We start from the raw sequence: 20,978 nt of genomic DNA, 5'->3' as shown, positions 1-20,978 counted from the left end.
GAGGTGGATGACCGCAACGGTTATCCACCCTCTTTCGCAAATCCCCTTCCTTTATTGCATCCCGCGACGCGCCTGTCGGCGCAGCATCCGCGCGCTGTCCCAGCCAGTCAGCAGCACCGCCACCCAGATCGGCCCGTAGGTCCAGAGCTGCGCGGCCTCGAAGCTCTCGCCGAGGAACAGCACGGCGATGGCGAACAGCAGCGCCGGTTCCAGGTAGCTGAGAATCCCGAACAGCCCCATCGGCAGCAGCCGGCTGGACGCCATCATCGCGCCGAACGCCAGCGCACTGATCAGCCCCATCACCGGCAGCAGTAGCCAGAGCCGCGGCGCGTCGGCGAATACCTGGCCATCGCCGCGATACCAGAGCGTCAACAGGGCGAACGGCAGCAGGATCAGCATCTCGAAGATGAACCCCGACAGCGCGTCCACGCCCATCTTGCGGCGCAGCATGAAATACGGCGGATAGCCCAGCGCGGTGATCAGGGTGAACCAGGAGAAGGCGCGCGTCAGCCACAGTTCGTGGAGCACGCCGATCACCGCGAACGCCACGGCGATGGCCTGCAGCGAGGTCAGCCGCTCGCCATAGAACAGCCGGCCGCAGAGCACCATGGTCAGCGGCAGGAGGAAGTAGCCGAGGGACAATTCCAGCGTGCGCCCGACCATCGGCGCCCAGATGAATACGCCCCATTGCACCAGCATCATCGCCGCCGAGATCGGGAAGCACAGCAGCAGCCAGCGCTCGCGCAACAGGCGTCGACCGGCCGAGCGCAGCACCTCGCCCTGGCGGGTGAACAGCACCAGCAGCAGGACCATGGGAATCGACCAGATCACCCGGTGGGCGATGATCAGGATGCTGTCCAGCGGCGCGAGAAAGCGGATATAGCCCGGCAGGGTGACGAACAGCAGCGAGGCGGCGACCGAGAGCGCGACGCCGCGTCCGGAAATATTCATGCGCGCGCCTCGGTGAGCGGCCGCTTGATGCCCAGGCGATTGATCCCCAGCGAGGCGACGATCACCGCTCCGCCCAGCGTCAGGCGCAGCAGGTCCTCATCCTCGTTCCAGATCAGCAGGTTGATCAGCAGGCCGACCGGAATGTGCAGATTGTTCATCACTGCCAGCGTCCCGCCATCCACCAGGGTGCCGCCCTTGTTCCACCAGTATTGCCCGAGTGCGGTGGCCAGCAAGCCCATGAACAGCAGCACGCCCCACTGCACGTCGGTGGTCGGCAGCTTCTGCGGATTGCCCAGCAACCACCAACCCGGCAGGGCAATCACCAATGCACCGATGAAGAAGTAGCCGAAGCGGCGGTATTGCGGGATGTCCGAGGGATAGCGCGCGACCAGATGCTTGTACATGACCTGGCCGGCGGCGAAGGTGGCGTTGGCCAGTTGCAGCAGCAGGAAGCCGAGGAAGAATTCGCCGCTGACGCCGTCATAGCGAATGATCGCCGCGCCGAATACCGCCACCGCCGCAGCCAGCAACGCCCACGGGTTGAAGCGGCGGTTCAGCGCATCGTCGATCAGCGCCACGTGCAGCGGCGTAAGCACGGTGAACAGCAGCACCTCCGGCACCGTCAGCACGCGGAAGCTCTCGTACAGGCAGACATAGGTGATGCCGAACTGCAGCGCGCCGACCAGCATCACCCCGCCGACGAAACGCGGCGCCACCCCGCTCCAGCGCGTCAGCGGCAGGAACACCAGCAGCGCCAGCACCACGCGGGTGAGCACGGCGAAATAGCTGTCCACCTGGCCGGCGAGGTATTCGCCGATCAGGCTGAAGGAAATCGCCCAGAGGACGGTAACGATAAGCAGGTAAGGCATGACCACGGCACCGGAAACGGGGCGTGGAACATAGCGGTTTTGCCGGGTGCAGGAAACCCTAGAGCTGCGCCACGTGTCCGTCCGGCTGGTGCGCCCGCAGATAGGGCAGCAGCACTGCCAGCAGCGGCGCCTTGAACGGCTCCTGGAAGCTGTGCGCCATGCCCGGAATCAGCTTCAGCTGCGCGCCGCGGATATGCGCCGCGACATGCACGCCATGCATCACCGGCAGCAACGGATCGGCAGTGCCGTGGATGACCAGCGTCGGCAGGTCGAGGCGGTTGAGCAGCTCCACCCGGCTGGGTTCGGCGAGGATCGCCAGCAACTGGCGCTGCACGCCTTCCGGATTGAAGGCGCGATCGTAGGAGCGCGCAGCCTCCGTCAGCAGTTGCGCGCGGTCCGCCGGTACCTCCGGGCTGCCGAGGGCGGCGAGCAGATCGACCTGCTGCTCGATGGCCTGCTCGCGGCTACCCGCCTCGCGCCGGGCGAGCAGGCGCAGCAGTTCCTCGCTGGGCGCCGGCAATCCTTCCGCGCCGGAACTGGTCATCACCAGGGTCAGGCTGATCACCCGCTGCGGCGCCAGGTCGGCGACATGCTGGGCGATCATCCCGCCCATGCTCGCGCCGAGCACGTGGGCGCGGCGGATATGCAGGGCGTCCAGCAGATGCAGGGCATCGCCGGCCATGTCGGTCAGGCTGTAGGGCGCCTTGACCGGCAGGCCGAGGCGGTAGCGGACGACCTCGTAGGTGAGGCTGGCGGTCGGCACGGGCACGCGCCAGGCGGACAGGCCGACATCGCGGTTGTCGTAGCGGATCACCCGCAGTCCCTGCTGGCAGAGCGCCCGGACCACCTCGTCGGGCCAGTGGATCAGCTGTCCGCCCAGGCCCATGATCAGCAGCAGCGCGGGGTCCTGCTCACGGCCGACGCTCTGGTAGGCCAGGCGTACGTCGTCCAGGTCGATGGTTTCCGTCGGGACTTGCGTATCGCAGCGGTCACCGGCAAAGGCAGGCCACGGCAGGCCGAAGAACAGCACCGCCGCCAGCAGAAGCGCACGCATGTGAATTTCCAGAATGCAAAACCCCAGTAAGGCGCGATTCTGATGAATTTCCGTCGTTCGCTCTGCCACACAACGGTGACAGTTTGATGAAAGGCGCCGAGCGGTCGTCTCGCCGTCGCATGATTCCGGTCATTGGGCGATGGCCGCGCCAGCTACCATGATTCGGCAAAGACCTGACCGATCCGGGAGCGATCTCATCCATGGGCTATCCGATCCTGCTCACCCTGCACCTGCTCGCCGCGCTGATGTTCGTTGGCACGGTGTTCTTCGAAGTGCTGATCCTCGAAAGCGTGCGCAAGCATGTACCGGAAGACGCCATGCGCGCCGTGGAACGAGCCATCGGCCAGCGCGCCCGGCGGCTGATGCCGTGGGTGATCCTGGTGCTGTTCGGCGCCGGCATCGGCATGGCCTGGGAGCGCTACCTGCAACTGCTGGCCGCCCCGCTGGAATCGTCGTTCGGCACGCTGCTGGCGCTGAAGATACTGCTCGCCGTCAGCGTGCTCGGCCACTTCGTCACCGCCATGCTGCTGTTCGCCAGCGGAGGCATGACCGCACGCCGCTCGCACTTCATCCATATCAGCGTGTTCTGCCATGTGCTCGCCATCGTGCTGCTGGCGAAGGGGATGTTCTATCTGAGCTGGTAAAACGCGCGAGCGGTCGCTCCTGCAGGAGACTCCATGCTGGGTTTCGCAGGTTGGCGCTGAGCTTGCGAAGCCCAACATCGGTCCGGCATTGGCACCGTTGGGCTTCGCTGCGCTCAGCGCCAACCTACGGCTACTCGCTCCGAGTCAGGCGAACTCGCGGCGTAATTGGCGGGCGGCGGCGACCATGTTCACCAGCGCCGCCTCGGTCTCCGGCCAGCCGCGGGTCTTCAGGCCGCAGTCGGGGTTGACCCACAGGCGCTCGGCGGGCACCCGGCGGGCGGCCTTGCGCAGCAGCTTGACCATCTCCTCGGCGCCCGGCACGCGCGGCGAGTGGATGTCGTAGACGCCCGGGCCGATCTCGTTCGGATAGGCGAAGGCCTCGAAGGCATCCAGCAGCTCCATGTCCGAACGCGACGTCTCGATGGTGATCACGTCGGCATCCATCGCGGCGATGGACTCGATCACGTCGTTGAACTCGCTGTAGCACATGTGGGTGTGGATCTGCGTTTCATCGCGCACGCCGGAGGCGCACAGGCGGAACGCCTCGGTAGCCCAGTCGAGATAGCGGCCCCACTGCTCGCGGCGCAGCGGCAGACCCTCGCGGAAGGCCGCTTCGTCGATCTGCACGATGCGGATGCCGGCGGCTTCCAGGTCGACCACTTCGTCGCGGATCGCCAGCGCCAGTTGGCGCGCCTGCACCTCGCGGCTAACGTCCTCGCGCGGGAAGGACCACATCAGCATGGTCACCGGTCCGGTCAGCATGCCCTTCATCACCTTGCCGGTGAGGCTCTGGGCGTACCTGATCCACTCCACGGTCATGGCTTTCGGGCGGCTCAGGTCGCCGTAGATCACCGCCGGCTTCACGCAACGCGAACCGTAGCTCTGCACCCAGCCAAAGCGGGTGAAGGCGTAGCCGTCGAGCTGTTCGGCGAAATACTCGACCATGTCGTTGCGCTCGGCCTCGCCGTGCACCAGCACGTCCAGGCCCAGGCTTTCCTGCACTTCCACGGCATGGCGGATTTCGCTGTGCATGGCTTCGGCGTACTCGGCCTGGGACAGCTTGCCCTGCCTGAATGCCTGGCGCGCCAGGCGGATCGCCGGGGTCTGCGGGAAGGAGCCGATGGTGGTGGTCGGGAACAGCGGCAGATCGAGATGCGCGCGCTGCTTATTTATACGCACGTCGAACGGCGACGGACGCTGGCTGTCCTGCGCACGGATGGCGGCCAGGCGCGCCTGCACCTGCGGCTTGTGGATGCGTGGCGAGGCGGCGCGGCTGGCCTGCACGGCGCGGCTGTCGGCCAGTGCGGCGAGGACTTCCGGCGCTTCCGGTTCGTTCAGCGCGCGGGCGAGAACGGCCACTTCCGCGCACTTCTGCACGGCGAAGGCCAGCCAGCTTTTCAGCTCGGCATCCAGCCTGTCTTCGCGGGCCAGGTCCACCGGGCTGTGCAGTAGCGAGCAGGACGGCGCCACCCAGAGGCGCTCGCCCAGCCGCTCATGGGCATGCTGCAGCACGGCCAGCGCCTTCTCCAGATCGCAGCGCCAGACGTTGCGGCCGTTGACCAGGCCGAGGGACAGCACTTTATAGGCCGGCAGTCGGTCGAGAATGGTCGGGTACTGCTCCGGCGCCCGCACCAGGTCGATGTGCAGGCCGTCCAGCGGCAGGCCGGCGGCCAGGCCGAGGTTGTCTTCCAGACCGCCGAAATAGGTGGCGATCAGCTTTTTCAGCGGCTCGCGCTGCAGCAGGTTGTAGGCGCGCTCGAAGGCGTTCTTCCAGTCCTGCGGCAGGTCGAGGACAAGGATCGGCTCGTCGATCTGCACCCACTCCACGTCCTGCGCGGCGAGGCGCTGGAAGATTTCACCGTAGAGCGGCAGCAGGCGTTCCAGCAGGTCCAGCTTGTCGAACTCGGCGCCTTTCACCTTGCCCAGCCAGAGGTAGGTCAGCGGGCCGATCACCACCGGCTTCACCGCGTGACCCAGCGCCTTGGCTTCCTCGACTTCCTCGAAGAGCTGTTCCCAGCTCAGCTTGAACTCCTGGCCGGCGCTGAACTCCGGGACCAGGTAGTGATAGTTGGTATCGAACCACTTGGTCATTTCCTGGGCGTGGGCACCGCCACAGCAGCTATCGCTGCGATCCGTCGCCACAGCGCCACGGGCCATGGCGAACAGGGTCTGCAAAGTCGGCTTGCCACCATCGTGCGGGCGGAAGCGTTCGGGGATCACGCCGAAGGTCAGCGAATGGGTCAGCACCTGGTCGTACCAGGCGAAATCGCCAACCGGCAGCAGGTCGATGCCGGCGTCCTTCTGCACCTGCCAGTGCGACGCACGCAGTTCGCGACCGACGGCGCGCAGGCCGGCTTCGTCGAGCTCGCCTTTCCAGAAGGCTTCCTGGGCCTTCTTCAGTTCGCGGTCGCGGCCGATGCGCGGGAAGCCAAGGGAATGAGCCAGAGCCATGGCGGAAATCTCCAATGTGGGTTGATGCCGCACATTGTCGACAGCCGGGTCGTCATGAGACAAACTCAATCTATTCGCGTTGCAATCAAGTTTTACTCATATTGAGGTCGGCCATCATGCTCGAACTGCGTCATCTGAAAACCCTGCATGCACTGCGCGAGGCCGACAGTCTGGTAGAGGCGGCCGAGCGCCTGCACCTCACCCAATCCGCCCTCTCCCACCAGTTCAAGGAACTGGAGGATCGCCTGGGGCTATCCCTGTTCATCCGCAAGACCAAGCCGGTGCGCTTCACCAGCGCCGGACTGCGCCTGCTGCAACTGGCGGATTCCGTGCTGCCGCAACTGCGCGGCGCCGAGCGTGACCTGGCGCGGCTGGCCGGCGGCACCGCCGGGCGCCTGCACATGGCAATCGAATGCCACAGCTGCTTCCAGTGGCTGATGCCGACCATCGACCAGTTCCGCGACGCCTGGCCGGAAGTCGAGCTGGACCTCGCCTCGGGCTTCTCCTTCGCCCCGCTGCCGGCCCTGGCGCGCGGCGACCTCGACCTGGTGGTGACTTCCGATCCCATCGAGATCGCCGGCATCACCTACGTGCCGCTGTTCACCTACGAGGCGCTGCTGGCGGTGGACAACCACCACGCCCTGGCCACCAAGCCCTACATCGTGCCGGAAGACCTGGCCAGCCAGACGCTGATCACCTACCCGGTGGAACGCGACCGTCTGGACATCTTCACCCGCTTCCTCGACCCGGCCGACGTCGAACCGGCACAGGTACGCACCTCGGAACTGACGGTGATGATGATGCAACTGGTGGCCTCCGGCCGCGGCGTGTGCTGCCTGCCCAACTGGGCGCTGCACGAGTACAGCTCACGCGGCTACGTGACGGCCCGGCGGCTGGGCGAGAAAGGCCTGTACGCCACGCTCTACGCGGGGATTCGCGCGGACATGCTGGATGCGCCGTTCATGCGCGACTTCCTGCTGACGGCGAAGGACACCTCGTTCGCCACGCTGGAAGGGGTTAGTGCGGCTAAGGGGTAAGGCATCGCGCCCACGCAACTCCTGCGGTGTGATGCGCTCCTACCGATGATCCTGCGTTGCGATTCCCTCACCCCAGCCCTCTCCCGGAGGGAGAGGGGGTTTTACAGTGCTGCCGGTTGGCATTGCAGCATTTGTAGGTTGGCGCTGAGCAACGCGAAGCCCAACATCGCCATCGTTGGGCTTCACTGCGTTCAGCACCAACCTACGCGGGTTCTGGCCCAGCCACGTCGCACCATCAGTTAACCGTAGGGCGGGTGAAACCCGCCATTGCCTTCGCTCGAGTTGATTGGCGGGTTGCACCCGCCCTACGCCCGGGGCTCGGCCAGGCGTAGGGTGGAAAACGGCGAAGCCTTTTCCATCATCAAGCGCAGTACGACGGGGCGGTGGACAAGCTTCGCGTTGTCCACCCTACAAAAGACACCCTCGGACCGGACGCCCGGCCAGCGCCGCATCCCATCCACTCAGAACAACGGAATGCTGTAGCTCAGGTACAGCCGGTTCTCATCGACATCGCGGCTGAACTCGGAGCGGTAGGTCGCGTTGCGCCAGGTCAGGCCCAGGCCCTTCAGGGCGCCGCTCTGCAGCACGTACTTGATGTCGGTGTCGCGCTCCCATTCGCGGCTGCCGCTGCCTCCGGTCGGCTCCGCGTCGCGGCCGCTGAAGTAGCGGGTCATGAAGCTCAGGCCGGGCAGGCCCAGCGGGGCGAAATCGTAGTCGTAGCGCGCCTGCCAGGAGCTTTCCCCGGCCTCGGCGAAATCGCCGTACTGGCCGAAGTTGATCAGGTATGGATCGGTCCCGTCCAGGTAGGGAAATGCGCTGTCGCCGTGCATGCGCTGGTAGCCCAGGCCGAAGGCATGGCCGTTGTGCAGGCGGTAGGTGACCAGGCCGCTGAAGGAGCGGTTGTCGATCCTGCCGCCACGCCCGTCGCCGGCGTCCTTGCTGATCGCCAGGCGCAGGTCGGTTTCCAGGCTGTCCGCGGCGATGGGCGTCTGGCTCTTCAGGCCGAGGAAGTGCTGGTCGTAGACATCCTCCAGCTCGCCGTAGTGATAACTGCCGGTCCAGCCCGGAGCGAACTGGTAGTCCAGGCCGCCCAGGTAGAAATGGTCCGCCTTCGCCGCCCCGGCGAAGCGTCCGTTGCGGTTGAACAGCGCCAGGTCGCTGGTGCCCGCCTCGTTGCGCTGGCTGACCTCGTCCAGCCGCCCCAGGTTGAGGGTCAAGCCGCTCACCTCGCCGGAAGTCAGCAGGCCGCCCTGGAACACCTGCGGGAACAGGCGACCGTAGTTGGGCTGCACGGTGGGCAGCTTGGGCACCAGCGCGCCGAGCTTCAGCTCCGTGCGGGAGATGCGCAGCTTGGCCGTCGGGTCGAGCCGCGAGTAGTCGTCCGCCGCGCGCCCGTCGGCCTGCACCGGGAGCAGCCCGGTGCCGTTGCGGTCGGGACTCGAATCGAGCTTGATGCCCAGCTTGCCCAGGACGTCCAGGCCGACACCGACCGTGCCGGCGGTGTAGCCCGAGCGGTAGTCGAGGAGAAAGCCCTGGGCCCACTCCTCGCTCTTCGAGCGGCCGGCGCCGTCGCGGAAGTCGCGGTTCATATAGAAGTTGCGCATGGCCAGGCTGGCCTTGCCGTCCTCCAGGAAGCCCTCTGCCAGCGCCGGGCCACTGCAGGCGGCCAGGGTGGTGAGCAGGAAAACAGTTCCTTTGTTGTTCTTGTTCATGCGTTCTCCGAACGGTTAAAGGGGCGCCATAGCACCCCATTCAGGGGGAATCAGCAGCGCTCGATCACCATTGCCACGCCCTGGCCGACGCCGACACACAGGCTGACCACGGCGTAACGCTGGTTGCGTTGCTGCAATGCGCGGGCGGCGGTCAGCGCCAGCCGCGCGCCGGAAGCGCCCAGCGGATGGCCGAGGGCGATGGCGCCGCCATTGGGGTTGACGCGCGGGTCGTCGAAGTCCAGATCGAGGGCCTTCAGGCAGGACAGGACCTGCGAGGCGAATGCCTCGTTGATCTCGATCAGATCGACCTCGTCCAGGCCGAGGCCGGCGCGCTGCAGCGCGACCTGGATCGCCCGGTGCGGGCCGATGCCCATGATGCGCGGCTCCACGCCGACGCTGGCGGAGGCCAGGATTCGCGCCAGAGGCCGTACTCCGTGGCGCTCGCCGATCTCGCGGTTACCAAGCAGCAGCACCGCCGCGCCGTCGTTGATGCCCGAGGCGTTGCCGGCGGTGACCACGCCGCCGGGGAACAGCGCCGGCAGGCGGGACAACGCCGCCAGGTCCGATTGCGGGCGTGGATGCTCGTCGTGCTCGACGACCTGCATCTCGCCCCTGCGTCCGGACGGCACCTCGACGGGCATGATCTCGCCGGCGAAGAAACTGTTCCGCAGCGCCGCCTGGTAGCGCGCCTGGGAAGCGGCGGCGAAGCGATCCGCGTCCTCCCGGGCGATGCCGAACTCGCGCGCCACGTTGTCGCCGGTCTCCGGCATGCTGTCGTTGCCGTAGCGCTCGACCAGACGCGGATTGGCGAAGCGCGCGCCGATGGTGGTGTCGAACACGTTCACTGCCCGGCTGAAGGCGCTGTCCGCCTTGCCCATGACGAATGGCGCGCGCGACATGCTTTCGGCGCCGCCGGCCAGGTACAAGCGACCCTCGCCGCAGGTGATTGCGCGCGCCGCGTCGATCACCGCCGACAGGCCGCTGGCGCACAGGCGGTTGACCGTCTGCCCCGGCACCCGCCACGGCAGGCCGGCGGCGAGCAGGGCGTTGCGCGCCAGATTGCGGCTGTCCTCGCCGGCCTGGTTGGTGCAGCCGAGGATGACGTCTTCCAGGTCGTCGGCGGCGAAGCCGGAGGTTTCCACGACCCGCGCCAGCAGCGCGCCGACCAGATCGTCCGGACGCACCCGGGACAGGGCTCCGGCGTGGCGGCCGAACGGCGTGCGCAGGCCGGCGTAGATATAGGCATCGAGCATGATGAAGTTCTCGCAGGGAAAGGCGGATGGTCAGGCCGGCAACGGGTTTTCCGGCTGGCTCAGGGACATGCCCAGGCTGGCGCGGCGGCGCAGCCAGGGGCTCGGGCGGTAGCGCGGGTCGCCGGTGAGCGCGTGGATGCGTTCGAGGATGCGCAGCAGGCGCCCGGCACCCAGCCGGTCGCCCCACTCCAGCGGGCCATGGGGATAACCGAGGCCGAGGCGCACCGCCAGGTCGATGTCGGCCACCGAGGCGATCCCCTGCTGGGCGATGTCGCAGGCCAGGTTGACGATCGAGGCCAGCGTGCGCTGGACGATGAAGCCCGTGCTGTCGCGAATCACCGTCACCCCGGCGCCATCGCGGGCGAACAGCGCATGGGCGGCGTGCTGCATGTCCGCGCGGGTCAGCGGGTTGAGCATCAGGCAGCGGTGCCGTTCGAGGTCGGCCAGGGTATCGACCGCCACCACGCGCTCCGGATCGACGGCGAAGCGTTGCGCGGCATGGGTGGCGTCGTCGCCGAGCGGCGCCAGCAGGCACAGCGCGTCGCCGGACGGACGCTCGCCGGACTCCACCTCGGCGCCCAGGCGCTCCAGCAATGCCAGCAGGCGGATACGGCCGATCTGGTCGTCGGTGCCCAGCCACACCGGCGGCAGCGTTTCGCAGACCGGCACGGCGCAGGATGCATCGCGCGGCGCCGCAGCTTCCTCGCCGTAGCGATAGAAGCCCTGGCCGCTCTTGCGTCCCAGATGCCCGGCCGCAAGCATCTGCCGCAGCAGCGGATGCGGCCGGTAGCGCGGCTCCTCGTAGAACTGCCGGTAGACCGACTCCATCACCGGCAGGCTGACATCCAGGCCAATCAGGTCGAGCAATTCGAACGGCCCCATGCGAAAGCCGGCGCTTTCGCGCAGCACGCCATCGATGGCCGCCGCACTGGCCACGCCCTCGCCGAGGATGCGCAGCGCCTCGGTGCCGAAGGCGCGTCCGGCGTGGTTGACGATGAATCCGGGGGTGTCGCTGGCGCGCACCGGCTGGTGCCCCATGGCCCCGACCAGCTCGTGCAGGCGCTCGCCGACCTCGGCGTGGGTGGCGAGACCGTCGATCACCTCGACCAGACGCATCAGCGGCACGGGATTGAAGAAGTGCAGGCCGGCGACGCGGCCGGGATGGCGGCAGGCCGAGGCAATCGCGGTGATCGACAGCGACGAGGTGTTGCTCGCCAGGATGGTGTCGGCGTCCAGTACCTCTTCCAACTGGCGGAACAGCGCCTGCTTGGCCTCCAGGTTCTCGACGATGGCCTCGACCACCACCTGGCAGTCGCGCAGCGACTCCAGGCTTTCCAGCACATGCAGGTTGCCGGCTGCCCGCTCGGCGGCCTCGGCCGTCAGCCGGCCCTTTTCCACCAGTCTGGCGAGGATCGCCGCGATGCCGTCGCGGGCTCGCTGCGCCGCGCCGGGACGGACGTCGAACAGGCAGGCGCGCAGCCCGGCCTGCGCCGCGATCTGGGCGATGCCCTGCCCCATGGCGCCGGTGCCGACGATGCCGACGCAGGTGATCGGTTGAGTGCTCATTCTCCGCGGTACTCCGGCTTGCGCTTGTCGAGGAAGGCGCGCATGCCTTCCTTCTGGTCCTTCGAATCGAACAGCAGCTGGAAGGCCTTGCGCTCCAGCGCCAGGGCGTGGTCCAGCGGCATGTCCATGCCAGCCAGGACCACCTCCTTGATCTGCGCCAGCGCCAGCGGCGGCATGCCGGCGATGCCGCGGGCCAGCTCCAGCGCCCGGGGCAGAGCCTGCTCATCGGCCACCACTTCGCTGACCAGTCCCATCGCCAATGCTTCTTCGGCGCGCACCATGCAGCCGGTCAGCAGCATGCGCATCGCCTGGTACTTGCCGACCGCGCGCAACAGGCACTGGGTGCCGCCGGCTCCAGGCATGACGCCGACCTTGATCTCCGGCTGGGCGAAACGCGCGGAGGCGCCGGCGACGATCAGGTCGCAGTGCATCGCCAGTTCGCAGCCGCCGCCCAGGGCGTAGCCGTTGACGGCGGCGATGACCGGCTTGGCGCAGCGGGAAATCGCCTGCCAGTAGCGCTCGACGTGGCGCTGGTAGATCTCCAGCGCGCCAGCCTCGGCCATCTCGCCGAGGTCCGCCCCGGCGGCGAATACCGTGTCGCTGCCGGTGACGACGATCACGCGGGTCTCGGCGCAGTCGTTCAACCGCAGGAAGTGCGCGGCCAGTTCCTCGCGCAGGGCCATGTTCAGGGCGTTCAGCGCTGCCGGACGATTCAGCCGCAGCAGGGCCACGCCCTCCTCCGGTCGTTCCAGCAGCACAGTGGATTCGGGGCGCACGGCCCCCTGGCAAGAGCTCATGACGATCTCCGGCTATTCGATTCGGGAAGTCGGCAGCGGCCGGCGATGCCCGGCCGCGTCGACAGGAGGCGTGTTTCAGCCGCGCACGATGCCGCGCTGGAACAGGGTCTCGATCACCTCGGGGGCAAGGCCGAGTTCTTCGAGCACCTCGCGGGTGCTTTCGCCCAGACCCGGCGGCGGGCTGCGATAGCTGGCGGGGGTGCGCGACAGCTTCACCGGCGAGGCGATGCCGCGGTAGTCGCCCATCTCCACCAGCAGCCCGCGATGGCGGGTGTGCGGGTGCTCGACCACGCGATCCACCGTGGCGATGGCGCCGCAGGGCACGCCGAGGCGGATCAGCCGCTCGGCCAGCTCGCGGCCGTCGTGCGCCGCCAGATGGCTCTCCAGCGCCTGCTTCAACGCCTGGCGGTTGACCGAGCGCTTGCCGTTGTCGGCGAAGCGCGGGTCCTCCAGCAGCTCGCCGGCGCCCAGGTATTCGCACAGCCGGGCGAACTGACGGTCGTTGCCGACCGCGAGGAAGATCGGCTCGGTGCCGGTACGGTAGCTGTCGTACGGGGCGATGTTGGGATGCGCGTTGCCGGTGCGCTGCGGCGTGCGGCCGGAGGCGAAGTAGTTGGGCATGTGCGGATGCAGCAGGGAAATGCCGCAGTCGTACAGGGCGATGTCGATGGACTGCCCGCGTCCGCTGAGCTGGCGCTCGTTCAGCGCCAGCAGGATGCCGACCACCGCATTCAGCCCGGTGACCATGTCGACGATCGGCAGGCCGATGCGCAGCGCCTCGCCCTGGGCCTCGCCGTTCACGCTCATCAGTCCACCCATCGCCTGGATCGCCGCGTCGTAGCCGGGCAGCCCGCCGAGCGGACCGTCGGCGCCGAAACCGGAAACCGCGCAGTGGATCAGGCGCGGGAAGCGCTTGCTCAGCACTTCCTGGTAGTCGATGCCCCAGCGCGCCAGGGTGCCGGGCTTGAAGTTCTCGATCAGCACGTCGGCGCCTTCCAGCAGTTGCAGCAGCACCTCGATGCCTTGCGGCTTCGACAGGTCGACGGCGATGCCCTTCTTGTTGCGGTTGACGCCGATGAAGTAGGACGCCGTGTCGCCTTCGAAGGGCGGCCCCCAGCCACGGGTCTCGTCGCCGCCGAGGGGTTCCAGCTTGATCACTTCGGCGCCGTGGTCGGCCAGCGCCTGGGTGCAGTACGGGCCGCCCAGGACCCGACTGAGATCGATGACTTTCAGGCCACGCAGGGCGCCGGTTTCGTTGTTCATGGCAACTCTCTGATTGTTATTGGTGGAGAGCGGTCAGGCCGGCAGCAACTGCATGGCCTCGGCCTGCGACAGGCTCGCTTCGCCGACCACCCGGGCCAGCAGTTCCGCCTTGCCCGCCCAGTCCGCCAGGCGCAGCGGATCGCGCGGCAGCAGCTTGTGTTCGAGGAGCAGGTGGGCCAGCGCCAGACGGCGATAGTCAGGCGCCTGATGGCCGGCTTCCCATGCCATGAAGATCGCCGTGCAGATGTGATAGAGCGCGCTGCCCGCCTGGCGGACCTGCTCGTCCCGGCGCTGCTCGGCCACGTCGCGCATGCAGTTGACGGTGCGTTCCAGGGCCAACTCGAAGAGCGTGCGGCTGCTCTCCGGCAACCCGCTGCCGTCGATCAGCTCGCGCAGGTACTGGTGCAAGGGCTCCAGGGCCTGTTCGCGGGTGACCGCGCGGGCGATGTCCAGCGCCACGATGTTGCTGGTGCCTTCCCAGATCGAGCCGAGGTGGGCGTCGCGCACCAGGCGCGGGTCGCTCCACTCTTCGATGTAGCCGACGCCGCCGCGCACCTCCATGGCATCGCCGGTCACCCGGCGGGCGTCGCGGCAGGCGCGGAACTTGATCAGCGGGGTGAGGATGCGCACGCATTTCTGCGCCCTGGCATCGCCGCCGTCGGCACGCGGCAGCAGCGTGGCGATCTGCATGAACATGGAACGCGCCTGCTCGGCGGGCAGCATCATCTTCAGCAACTGTTTCTGCATCAGCGGCATGTCGATCAGGTGCTTGCCGAAGGCGCGGCGGTGCCGGGCGATGAACAGCGCCTCGTTCAGCCCACGGCGCATCAGGCCGGCGGCGCGCACACCGTTGGACAGGCGCGACATGTTGACCATGTCCGCCATCTGCTGGAAGCCGCGGCCGATCTCGCCGATCAGGTAGGCGGTGGCGCCTTCCAGGCAGATTTCGCCGCTGGCCATGGAACGGCTGCCCAGCTTGTCCTTCAGGCGCAGGATGCGATAGGCGTTGCGCGAGCCGTCCGGGCGGATCTTCGGCAGCAGGAACAGGGTGACGCCCTTCATGCCTTCCGGCGCACCTTCGGGGCGGGCCAGGACCATCGCCAGGTCGGCGTCCGGGTTGGAACAGAACCACTTGTCGCCGTACAGCTTCCACTCGCCGTCTTCCAGCCGCGCGCGGGTCTGGGTGCGCGCGACGTCGGAGCCGGCGGCCTGTTCGGTCATGAACATCGCGCCCTGGTAGAGGTTGTCGAAGTCACGCGAGGCCAGCGACGGCAGGTAGCGCTCGACCAGTTCCGGCGAGCCGTACTTGCGCAGGGTGCGGGTCAGCGAGTCGGTCATGCTGACCGGGCAGCAGAGGCCGAATTCGGCCTGCACGAACAGATAGGTGAGCGCGTACTTCACCAGCGGCGGCGGGCCGTCCGGACGATGGCTCATGGAGGCCAGGCCGAGTTCGGAGTAGGCCACGCGCTCCAGCGCGACGAAGTCCGGGTGCTTGTGGATGCTCTGCACATCCTCGCCACGACGGGTGCGGGCCGCCAGCACCGGCGGGTTCTTGTCCGCCGACAGCGCCAGCATGTCCAGTTCGTCCCCCACCCGCGCGCCGAGCTGCTGGAGAACCGGCAGCCACTGGGCGAGCACATCGGGCTGCAGGTAGGCATCGAGCAACTGGCGCAGCCCCGGATCGCAGGAATACAGGTTCATCCCGCGGCTGTCAGGAATGTTCAGGGCGTCTTCGGGAAGTACTTCGGACATGGACGTCATGGCGTAGCTCCTACTTGTTTTACGCCGAGACTAGGGGAAGGTTTCGATAAGTATCCAATACAATAAAAATCCCCTACGATAAGAAAAACAAATCGTAGAAATGCGTGCGCCCTCATGGATCTCAAGCAACTCCGCTACTTCATCGCCGTCGCCGAAGAGCTGCATTTCGGCCGCGCGGCGGCGCGCCTGTTCATTTCCCAGCCGGCGCTGAGCTTCGATATCAAGAAGCTGGAGGATCAGTTGGGCATCCAGTTGCTGGTACGCAACAACAAGTCGGTGAAGCTGACCAACGCCGGCCAGGTCCTGCTGGAGGAGGCGCGCAACCTGCTGCTGCAGGCCGAACAGGTGAAGCGCCTGACGCAGCTGTCGGCCAAGGGCACGGTCGGCCAGCTGCGCGTGGGGTTCGTCAACTCCATGCTCTATCGCGGCCTGCCGAAGGCGGTGACGCGCTTCGAAGAAGAGCACCCGAACATGGAAGTGGTGCTGATGGAAATGAACACCTCGGAACAGGCCCTGGCGCTGCAGCGCGGGCGAATCGACATCGGCTTCGTGCACTGGAGCAAGCTGCCGCCGGAGATCGTCTCCGAATGCCTGATCGCCGACCCGTTCCTCTGCTGCCTGCCGCTGCAGCACCCGCTGGCCGGCCGCTCGCGGATCGACCTCGCCGAGCTCAGGGACGAGGATTTCATCCTCTTCCCGCGCAACGTGTCGCCGCACTACCACGACCTGATCATCGCCCGCTGCGTGGATGCCGGCTTCAGCCCGCACATCCGCCACGAGGCGCGGCTCTGGCAGACCATCGCCACCATGGTCAGCCTCGGCATGGGCGTCGCCCTGCTGCCGAAGAGCCTGTGCCTGGCCTGGAACAACCAGGTGAGCTGCCTGGAGATCGAGCAGCCCGGCGCGCTCTCCGAACTGCACGCGATTCTCTCCGCCAATGACGCGCCGCAGGCGGCGGAAAGCTTCCTCGCGGCGATGAAAACCTGCCTGGCCACTCCGTAGGCCCCGCGCGGCCCGTGCATATGAAATCGATTATCGAACAATAAGATTAAAAGATTATTTATTCCGCCAGGTGCCGCATAGACTCCGCTCACCCCGGGCCAAAACCGACGCACGCAAGACGGCGAAACCTATCGTTTTCGCTTCCCCAGCCGTTCCCGAACAACACGGCAAGGGCCTGCGTGCCTGCGGAAAACAAAAATAATCAGGACATGCCCCATGCAGAGCACAACGACCCCGGACGACTCCACCCTCCACAAGAAGGCCCGCAAGGCCGGTATCGCCTCCTTCATCGGCACCACCATCGAGTGGTATGACTTCTATATCTACGGCCTGGCCGCCGCGCTGGTATTCGGCAAGGTGTTCTTCCCGAGCGACATGGACCCGGGCGTAGCCACCCTGCTGTCCTTCGTCACGCTCTGGTCCGGCTTCATCGCCCGCCCGATCGGCGGCATCATCTTCGGCCACCTCGGCGACAAGATCGGCCGCAAGAACACCCTGGTGATCACCCTGATCATGATGGGCATCGCCACCACCTGCATCGGCGTGCTGCCGGTCTACAGCGAAATCGGCATATGGGCGCCGATCGCCCTGGTGGTGCTGCGCGTCATCCAGGGCATCGCGGTGGGCGGCGAATGGGGTGGCGCCATCCTGATCGCCAGCGAAAGCGCGCCCAAGGGCAAGAGCATCCTCTACGCCGCCTTCGCCCAGCAGGGTTCGCCCACCGGCAACCTGCTGGCGACCCTGGTGTTCTTCGGCCTCAGCAGCCTGCCGGCCTCCGACTTCATCCTCTGGGGCTGGCGCATTCCCTTCCTGCTCTCGGCGGCCCTGGTCATCGTCGGCATGGTCATCCGCCTGCGGCTGGAAGAGTCGGAAGACATGAAGCGCCTGCTGCAGCAGAAGAAGACCGTGAAGCTGCCGATCGCGGAGGTGCTGCGCAAGCACTGGCTGATCGTCCTGCTGGGCGCCGGCGTGCTGCCGATCATCCACGTCACCTACTTCAAGAGCACCTTCGCCCTGTCCTGGGCGACCAAGACGCTGGGCTACAGCCAGGGCACCTTCCTCAGCATCATCGTCATCGCCCTGGTGGTGCAGTTCATCAGCCAGCCCATCGGCGCGCTGCTCACCTCGCGCATCGACATGCGCAAGGCGGTCTGCCTGATGGTGCTGCCGGAGTTCATCCTGATGCCGGCGATGTTCTTCGCGGTGGAAACCCAGATCTACTGGATCGCCGCCGTCGGCATGTGCCTGGCCACCGTGCCGCACGCGATGTTCTACGGCGCGGTGGGCGGCATCCTCGCCCGCGCCTTCCCGGCCCGCGTGCGCTATACCGGCCTGTCGCTGGCCTACCAGCTCTGCTCGCTGCTGGTCGGCGGCGGTACGCCGGTCCTCGCCCAGTGGATTCTCAACAGCACCGGCAGCATCGTCGGCGTGGCCATCGCCTCGGCGATGTACGCGGTGGTTTCCCTGGTCTGCACCCTGGCCCTGCTCAAACTCACCGGTTTCAGAGCCAGCGACCTGTCCACCGCCGAGAAGGCCGACGCCGAGGAACTGCGTGAGGAGATCGCTGCGGCCAGCAGGCAGGAGCCAGTCGGCCAGCCGAGTGCGCAACGGGCTCTCGCCTGAGTTCGACGCGCTGAGCCGACGACGCCCTCTTCCGGAAACGGCAGAGGGCGTTTTTCATTCCCGCCGCCTGTCGGCAAGCGGACGAGCGCGTCGCCGCGTCAGGGTCCATGCTTGGAGAGGCAGGAGGATTGCAGCCATGACCCTCAGCGTCTTCGACATGTTCAAGCCCGGCGTCGGGCCGTCCAGTTCGCATACCGTGGGGCCGATGCGCGCCACCCGCGAGTTCGTCGATCACCTGCGCGACGTCGGCCAGTTGCGGCAGGTGGCGCGGGTCGAGGTGAACCTCTACGGCTCCCTCAGCGCCACCGGCAAGGGCCACGCCACCGACCGCGCCTGCCTGATCGGCCTGCTCGGCATCGACCCGGCGGACGCCGATCCGGCCGCCCTGGCGCCGCTGGTGGATGCCATCTTCGCCGAGCACAGCCTGGCCCTGGACGGTGAGCACGTCATCGACTTCACCCCGTCCCGCGACCTGGTGTTCCACGACAGCAGCCTGCCCGCGCATCCCAACGGCATGCGCCTGCTCGCCCTGGACGACGACGGGCAACTGCTGGCCGAGCGCGTCTGCTATTCGGTGGGCGGCGGTTTCGTGGTCGACGAGGCGGACTTCAACACCGAGCGCGCCCTGCCCGACAACCCCATGCCCTACCCCTTCCACAGCGCCGAGGAACTGCTGCGCCTGTGCCACGCTCACGGTTTCACGCGGATCAGCGACCTCATGTGGGCCAACGAACGCGCCCTGCGCAGCGATACGGAAATCCGCGCTGGTCTGGCGCATGTCTGGGACGAGATGCAGGCCTGCGTGCAGCGCGGCCTGGAGACCGAAGGCACGCTGCCCGGCGGGCTGAAGGTGCGCCGCCGCGCGCCAATGCTCTTTCGCCGGCTGAACGAGGCCGGCAGCGGCAACCTGATCGCCAGCACCCTCGGCGCCATGGACTGGGTGGATCTGTGGGCGCTGGCGGTGAACGAGGAAAACGCCGCCGGCGGCCGGGTGGTCACCGCTCCCACCAACGGCGCCGCCGGCATCGTCCCGGCGGTGCTGCACTACTACATGCGCTTCGAACCCCGGGCCAGCGCCGACGACGTCGAGCGCTACCTGCTGACGGCCGCCGCCATCGGCATCCTGTGCAAGCTCAACGCATCGATCTCCGGCGCCGAGGTCGGCTGCCAGGGCGAAGTGGGCTCGGCCTGCGCGATGGCCGCCGGCGGACTGGCGGAAATTCTCGGCGGCACCCTGGAACAGGTGGAGAACGCCGCCGAGATCGGCCTGGAGCACAACCTCGGGCTGACCTGCGATCCGGTCGCCGGGCTGGTGCAGGTGCCGTGCATCGAGCGCAACGCCATGGCCTCGCTGAAGGCGATCAACGCCGCACAACTGGCCCTGCGCGGCGACGGCCAGCACCTGGTGTCGCTGGACAAGGCCATCGACACCCTGCGCGACACCGGCCGCGACATGATGGACAAGTACAAGGAGACCTCGAAGGGCGGGCTGGCGGTGAATGTGATTGCCTGTTGAGTCGGCTTGCCGCCGATTTCGAGGGCGGGCTGCAATGCCCACCGTAGGTTGGCGCTGAGCAACGCGAAGCCCAACATTGCCATCGTTGGGCTTCACTGCGTTCAGCACCAACCTACGCGGGTTCCGGCCCAGCCACGTAGTTACATAGGATGCAAGACAGTTGCTCCTGCATCCCCCGCCGGATCACACATGCAGGTAATAAAGCTTGTTGATGATCACCCACTGCTGGTCGATCTTCAGCAGCGACAGGTAGTCGGTGAAGCGCATGCCGAGGTAGTCGTCGACCACCTTGGCCACCGCGGAGTCGCCGGTGATGTCCAGCGTCCTGATCTCCCAGAACGGTGCGGTGCCCTCTTCCGCCGGGCCTTCCGCCTTGATCGCACCGATGAACTCGTCCAGCGACAGCCATTCCAGTTCGCGATGGTAGTGCCCGATGATCTTGCACGACGGGTGGAAGGCCTCGCGCAGAAGGGACTCGTCGGCGAACACCATGCCGTCGACATAGTGCTCGACGACCCGCGTGATCGCGGCGATGTCGGCTGTTTGATCGATCATCTGTTCCTGCCCTCCCGGTTGACGCAGAGGAAAGGCTAGCACCGCGCCATTCGAGGCCCTGGAAGGTGCGACGCACGGTGCACTCAGACCACCATCAAACCACCGCCAGATGCCGTTTGCGCGACGGCGGCGGGAACGCCTGATCGAGTCGCGCGAGATCGTCGGCATCCAGGCGCAGTTCCAGCGCGGCGGCGTTGTCGCGGATGTGCAGGCCGTCCACCGCCTTGGGAATGGCGATCACCCCGGGCTGGCGGATCAGCCAGGCCAGCGCCACGCGGGCCGGCGTGGCGCCGTGGCGTTCGGCGACTTCGCGCAGCACCCGGTTGCGCAACAACGCGCCGCCCTGGCCGATCGGACAGTAGGCCATCAGCGGCATGCGCTGCTGCTGGCACCAGGGCAGCATGTCCCACTCGACGCCGCGCTCTTCCAGGCTGTACTGCACCTGGTTGGTGGCGCAGGCCGACTGATTCAGCTCCGACATGTCGTCCAGGTCGAAGTTGGAAACTCCCCAGCGGCGAATCTTGCCCTCCTCGCGCAGGCGTTCGAAGGCGTCGACGGTCTCCTCCAGCGGATACTGGCCGCGCCAGTGCAGCAGATAGAGGTCCAGATAGTCGGTGCCCAGGCGCCGCAGGCTGCGCTCGCAGGCCGCCGGGATGCCCAGGCGGCTGGCGTTGTGCGGGTAGACCTTGCTGACCAGGAAGACGTTGTCGCGCAGGCCGTCGATGGCGTCGCCCACCACGTCCTCGGCGCCGCCTTCGCCGTACATTTCCGCCGTGTCGATCAGCGTCAGCCCGCGTTCGATGCCTTCGCGCAGGGCGGCCACCTCGCGCTTGCGCGCCAGGCTGTCCTCGCCCATCCGCCAGGTGCCCTGGCCGATGGCCGGTACGCGGGCGCCATCGGCGAAAACCACTTCATTCATTGCCA

17 protein-coding genes are annotated in these 20,978 nt (G+C 67.2%); 5 read left to right on the top strand and 12 right to left on the bottom strand.

The window, feature by feature from the left end:
* Positions 1-51: 51 nt before the first annotated feature.
* Genes rarD through JFY56_RS14965 form a run of 3 tightly spaced genes read right to left on the bottom strand, consistent with a single transcriptional unit; the run spans position 52 to position 2,874 of the window.
* Complete coding sequence (rarD, locus tag JFY56_RS14975) at positions 52-951, bottom strand: EamA family transporter RarD (RefSeq protein WP_208314633.1); 900 nt, start codon at positions 949-951, stop codon at positions 52-54.
* On the bottom strand, positions 948-1,820 hold the full coding sequence (locus tag JFY56_RS14970) for a carboxylate/amino acid/amine transporter (protein ID WP_208314632.1): 873 nt from the start codon (positions 1,818-1,820) through the stop codon (positions 948-950). Before JFY56_RS14970 ends, rarD begins: the two co-directional genes overlap by 4 nt.
* Positions 1,821-1,878: 58 nt before the next feature.
* Positions 1,879-2,874, bottom strand: a complete 996-nt coding sequence (locus JFY56_RS14965; RefSeq protein WP_208314631.1) for an alpha/beta fold hydrolase — start codon at positions 2,872-2,874, stop codon at positions 1,879-1,881.
* A 200-nt stretch (positions 2,875-3,074) separates the two neighbouring features.
* Here JFY56_RS14965 and JFY56_RS14960 point away from each other — a divergent pair, with 200 nt between their 5' ends.
* Positions 3,075-3,518, top strand: coding sequence for a CopD family copper resistance protein (locus JFY56_RS14960; RefSeq protein ID WP_208314630.1), 444 nt, complete (start codon positions 3,075-3,077; stop codon positions 3,516-3,518).
* A gap of 144 nt (positions 3,519-3,662) precedes the next feature.
* On the opposite strand, the gene metE is transcribed toward JFY56_RS14960, so the two are convergent.
* A complete protein-coding gene (metE, locus tag JFY56_RS14955) occupies positions 3,663-5,969 on the bottom strand; it encodes a 5-methyltetrahydropteroyltriglutamate--homocysteine S-methyltransferase (RefSeq protein ID WP_208314629.1) in 2,307 nt (768 codons plus the stop codon).
* A 116-nt stretch (positions 5,970-6,085) separates the two neighbouring features.
* On the opposite strand from metE, the gene metR reads away from it, so the two are divergent.
* Positions 6,086-7,006, top strand: coding sequence for a transcriptional regulator MetR (gene metR / locus JFY56_RS14950; protein ID WP_208314628.1), 921 nt, complete (start codon positions 6,086-6,088; stop codon positions 7,004-7,006).
* A 461-nt stretch (positions 7,007-7,467) separates the two neighbouring features.
* Here the strand turns inward: metR and JFY56_RS14945 are convergent, their stop codons facing one another.
* From JFY56_RS14945 to JFY56_RS14920, 6 genes are all read right to left on the bottom strand, one after another.
* Positions 7,468-8,718, bottom strand: a complete 1,251-nt coding sequence (locus JFY56_RS14945) for an OprD family porin (RefSeq protein ID WP_208314627.1) — start codon at positions 8,716-8,718, stop codon at positions 7,468-7,470.
* 50 nt (positions 8,719-8,768) lie between these two features.
* Positions 8,769-9,971: a 3-oxoadipyl-CoA thiolase gene (locus JFY56_RS14940; RefSeq protein ID WP_208314626.1), complete on the bottom strand. Its 1,203-nt coding sequence runs from the start codon at positions 9,969-9,971 to the stop codon at positions 8,769-8,771.
* 30 nt (positions 9,972-10,001) lie between these two features.
* The gene (locus tag JFY56_RS14935) at positions 10,002-11,537 is read right to left on the bottom strand and encodes a 3-hydroxyacyl-CoA dehydrogenase (RefSeq protein WP_208314625.1); all 1,536 of its coding nucleotides are present in this window, start codon (positions 11,535-11,537) and stop codon (positions 10,002-10,004) included.
* Positions 11,534-12,334, bottom strand: a complete 801-nt coding sequence (locus tag JFY56_RS14930; RefSeq protein WP_208314624.1) for an enoyl-CoA hydratase — start codon at positions 12,332-12,334, stop codon at positions 11,534-11,536. Before JFY56_RS14930 ends, JFY56_RS14935 begins: the two co-directional genes overlap by 4 nt.
* A 75-nt stretch (positions 12,335-12,409) precedes the next feature.
* Positions 12,410-13,597 carry a CaiB/BaiF CoA transferase family protein gene (locus JFY56_RS14925; protein ID WP_208314623.1) on the bottom strand — a complete coding sequence of 396 codons (1,188 nt, stop codon included), beginning with the start codon at positions 13,595-13,597 and terminating at the stop codon, positions 12,410-12,412.
* Between the two features lie 33 nt (positions 13,598-13,630).
* The gene (locus JFY56_RS14920; RefSeq protein ID WP_208314622.1) at positions 13,631-15,358 is read right to left on the bottom strand and encodes an acyl-CoA dehydrogenase family protein; all 1,728 of its coding nucleotides are present in this window, start codon (positions 15,356-15,358) and stop codon (positions 13,631-13,633) included.
* A 114-nt stretch (positions 15,359-15,472) separates the two neighbouring features.
* On the opposite strand from JFY56_RS14920, the gene JFY56_RS14915 reads away from it, so the two are divergent.
* The 3 genes from JFY56_RS14915 (at position 15,473) to JFY56_RS14905 (ending at position 19,499) form a co-directional block, all read left to right on the top strand.
* Positions 15,473-16,360: a LysR substrate-binding domain-containing protein gene (locus JFY56_RS14915; protein ID WP_208314621.1), complete on the top strand. Its 888-nt coding sequence runs from the start codon at positions 15,473-15,475 to the stop codon at positions 16,358-16,360.
* 216 nt (positions 16,361-16,576) lie between these two features.
* Positions 16,577-17,983, top strand: coding sequence for an MFS transporter (locus JFY56_RS14910; RefSeq protein ID WP_208314620.1), 1,407 nt, complete (start codon positions 16,577-16,579; stop codon positions 17,981-17,983).
* A gap of 136 nt (positions 17,984-18,119) precedes the next feature.
* Complete coding sequence (locus tag JFY56_RS14905; RefSeq protein ID WP_208314619.1) at positions 18,120-19,499, top strand: L-serine ammonia-lyase; 1,380 nt, start codon at positions 18,120-18,122, stop codon at positions 19,497-19,499.
* Positions 19,500-19,682: 183 nt separating this feature from the next.
* On the opposite strand, the gene JFY56_RS14900 is transcribed toward JFY56_RS14905, so the two are convergent.
* Positions 19,683-20,054, bottom strand: a complete 372-nt coding sequence (locus JFY56_RS14900; RefSeq protein ID WP_208314618.1) for a nuclear transport factor 2 family protein — start codon at positions 20,052-20,054, stop codon at positions 19,683-19,685.
* A 94-nt stretch (positions 20,055-20,148) separates the two neighbouring features.
* On the bottom strand, positions 20,149-20,973 hold the full coding sequence (locus JFY56_RS14895; RefSeq protein WP_208314617.1) for an aldo/keto reductase: 825 nt from the start codon (positions 20,971-20,973) through the stop codon (positions 20,149-20,151).
* Positions 20,974-20,978 lie beyond the last annotated feature (5 nt).

Origin of the sequence: Pseudomonas schmalbachii, from assembly GCF_017589465.1 — a bacterium.
GTDB lineage: Bacteria > Pseudomonadota > Gammaproteobacteria > Pseudomonadales > Pseudomonadaceae > Pseudomonas > Pseudomonas schmalbachii.
This window is presented reverse-complemented; position numbering and strand designations above follow the sequence as displayed.

Excerpts from the sequence above, each read along its gene's own strand:
- rarD (WP_208314633.1), bottom strand. The coding sequence starts at position 951 with ATGAATATTTCCGGACGCGGCGTCGCGCTCTCGGTCGCCGCCTCGCTG.
- JFY56_RS14920 (WP_208314622.1), bottom strand. The coding sequence starts at position 15,358 with ATGACGTCCATGTCCGAAGTACTTCCCGAAGACGCCCTGAACATTCCT.
- JFY56_RS14915 (WP_208314621.1), top strand. The coding sequence starts at position 15,473 with ATGGATCTCAAGCAACTCCGCTACTTCATCGCCGTCGCCGAAGAGCTG.
- JFY56_RS14965 (WP_208314631.1), bottom strand. The coding sequence starts at position 2,874 with ATGCGTGCGCTTCTGCTGGCGGCGGTGCTGTTCTTCGGCCTGCCGTGG.
- JFY56_RS14930 (WP_208314624.1), bottom strand. The coding sequence starts at position 12,334 with ATGAGCTCTTGCCAGGGGGCCGTGCGCCCCGAATCCACTGTGCTGCTG.
- JFY56_RS14940 (WP_208314626.1), bottom strand. The coding sequence starts at position 9,971 with ATGCTCGATGCCTATATCTACGCCGGCCTGCGCACGCCGTTCGGCCGC.
- JFY56_RS14945 (WP_208314627.1), bottom strand. The coding sequence starts at position 8,718 with ATGAACAAGAACAACAAAGGAACTGTTTTCCTGCTCACCACCCTGGCC.
- JFY56_RS14925 (WP_208314623.1), bottom strand. The coding sequence starts at position 13,597 with ATGAACAACGAAACCGGCGCCCTGCGTGGCCTGAAAGTCATCGATCTC.
- metE (WP_208314629.1), bottom strand. The coding sequence starts at position 5,969 with ATGGCTCTGGCTCATTCCCTTGGCTTCCCGCGCATCGGCCGCGACCGC.
- JFY56_RS14960 (WP_208314630.1), top strand. The coding sequence starts at position 3,075 with ATGGGCTATCCGATCCTGCTCACCCTGCACCTGCTCGCCGCGCTGATG.
- metR (WP_208314628.1), top strand. The coding sequence starts at position 6,086 with ATGCTCGAACTGCGTCATCTGAAAACCCTGCATGCACTGCGCGAGGCC.
- JFY56_RS14900 (WP_208314618.1), bottom strand. The coding sequence starts at position 20,054 with ATGATCGATCAAACAGCCGACATCGCCGCGATCACGCGGGTCGTCGAG.
- JFY56_RS14935 (WP_208314625.1), bottom strand. The coding sequence starts at position 11,537 with ATGAGCACTCAACCGATCACCTGCGTCGGCATCGTCGGCACCGGCGCC.
- JFY56_RS14895 (WP_208314617.1), bottom strand. The coding sequence starts at position 20,973 with ATGAATGAAGTGGTTTTCGCCGATGGCGCCCGCGTACCGGCCATCGGC.
- JFY56_RS14910 (WP_208314620.1), top strand. The coding sequence starts at position 16,577 with ATGCAGAGCACAACGACCCCGGACGACTCCACCCTCCACAAGAAGGCC.
- JFY56_RS14905 (WP_208314619.1), top strand. The coding sequence starts at position 18,120 with ATGACCCTCAGCGTCTTCGACATGTTCAAGCCCGGCGTCGGGCCGTCC.
- JFY56_RS14970 (WP_208314632.1), bottom strand. The coding sequence starts at position 1,820 with ATGCCTTACCTGCTTATCGTTACCGTCCTCTGGGCGATTTCCTTCAGC.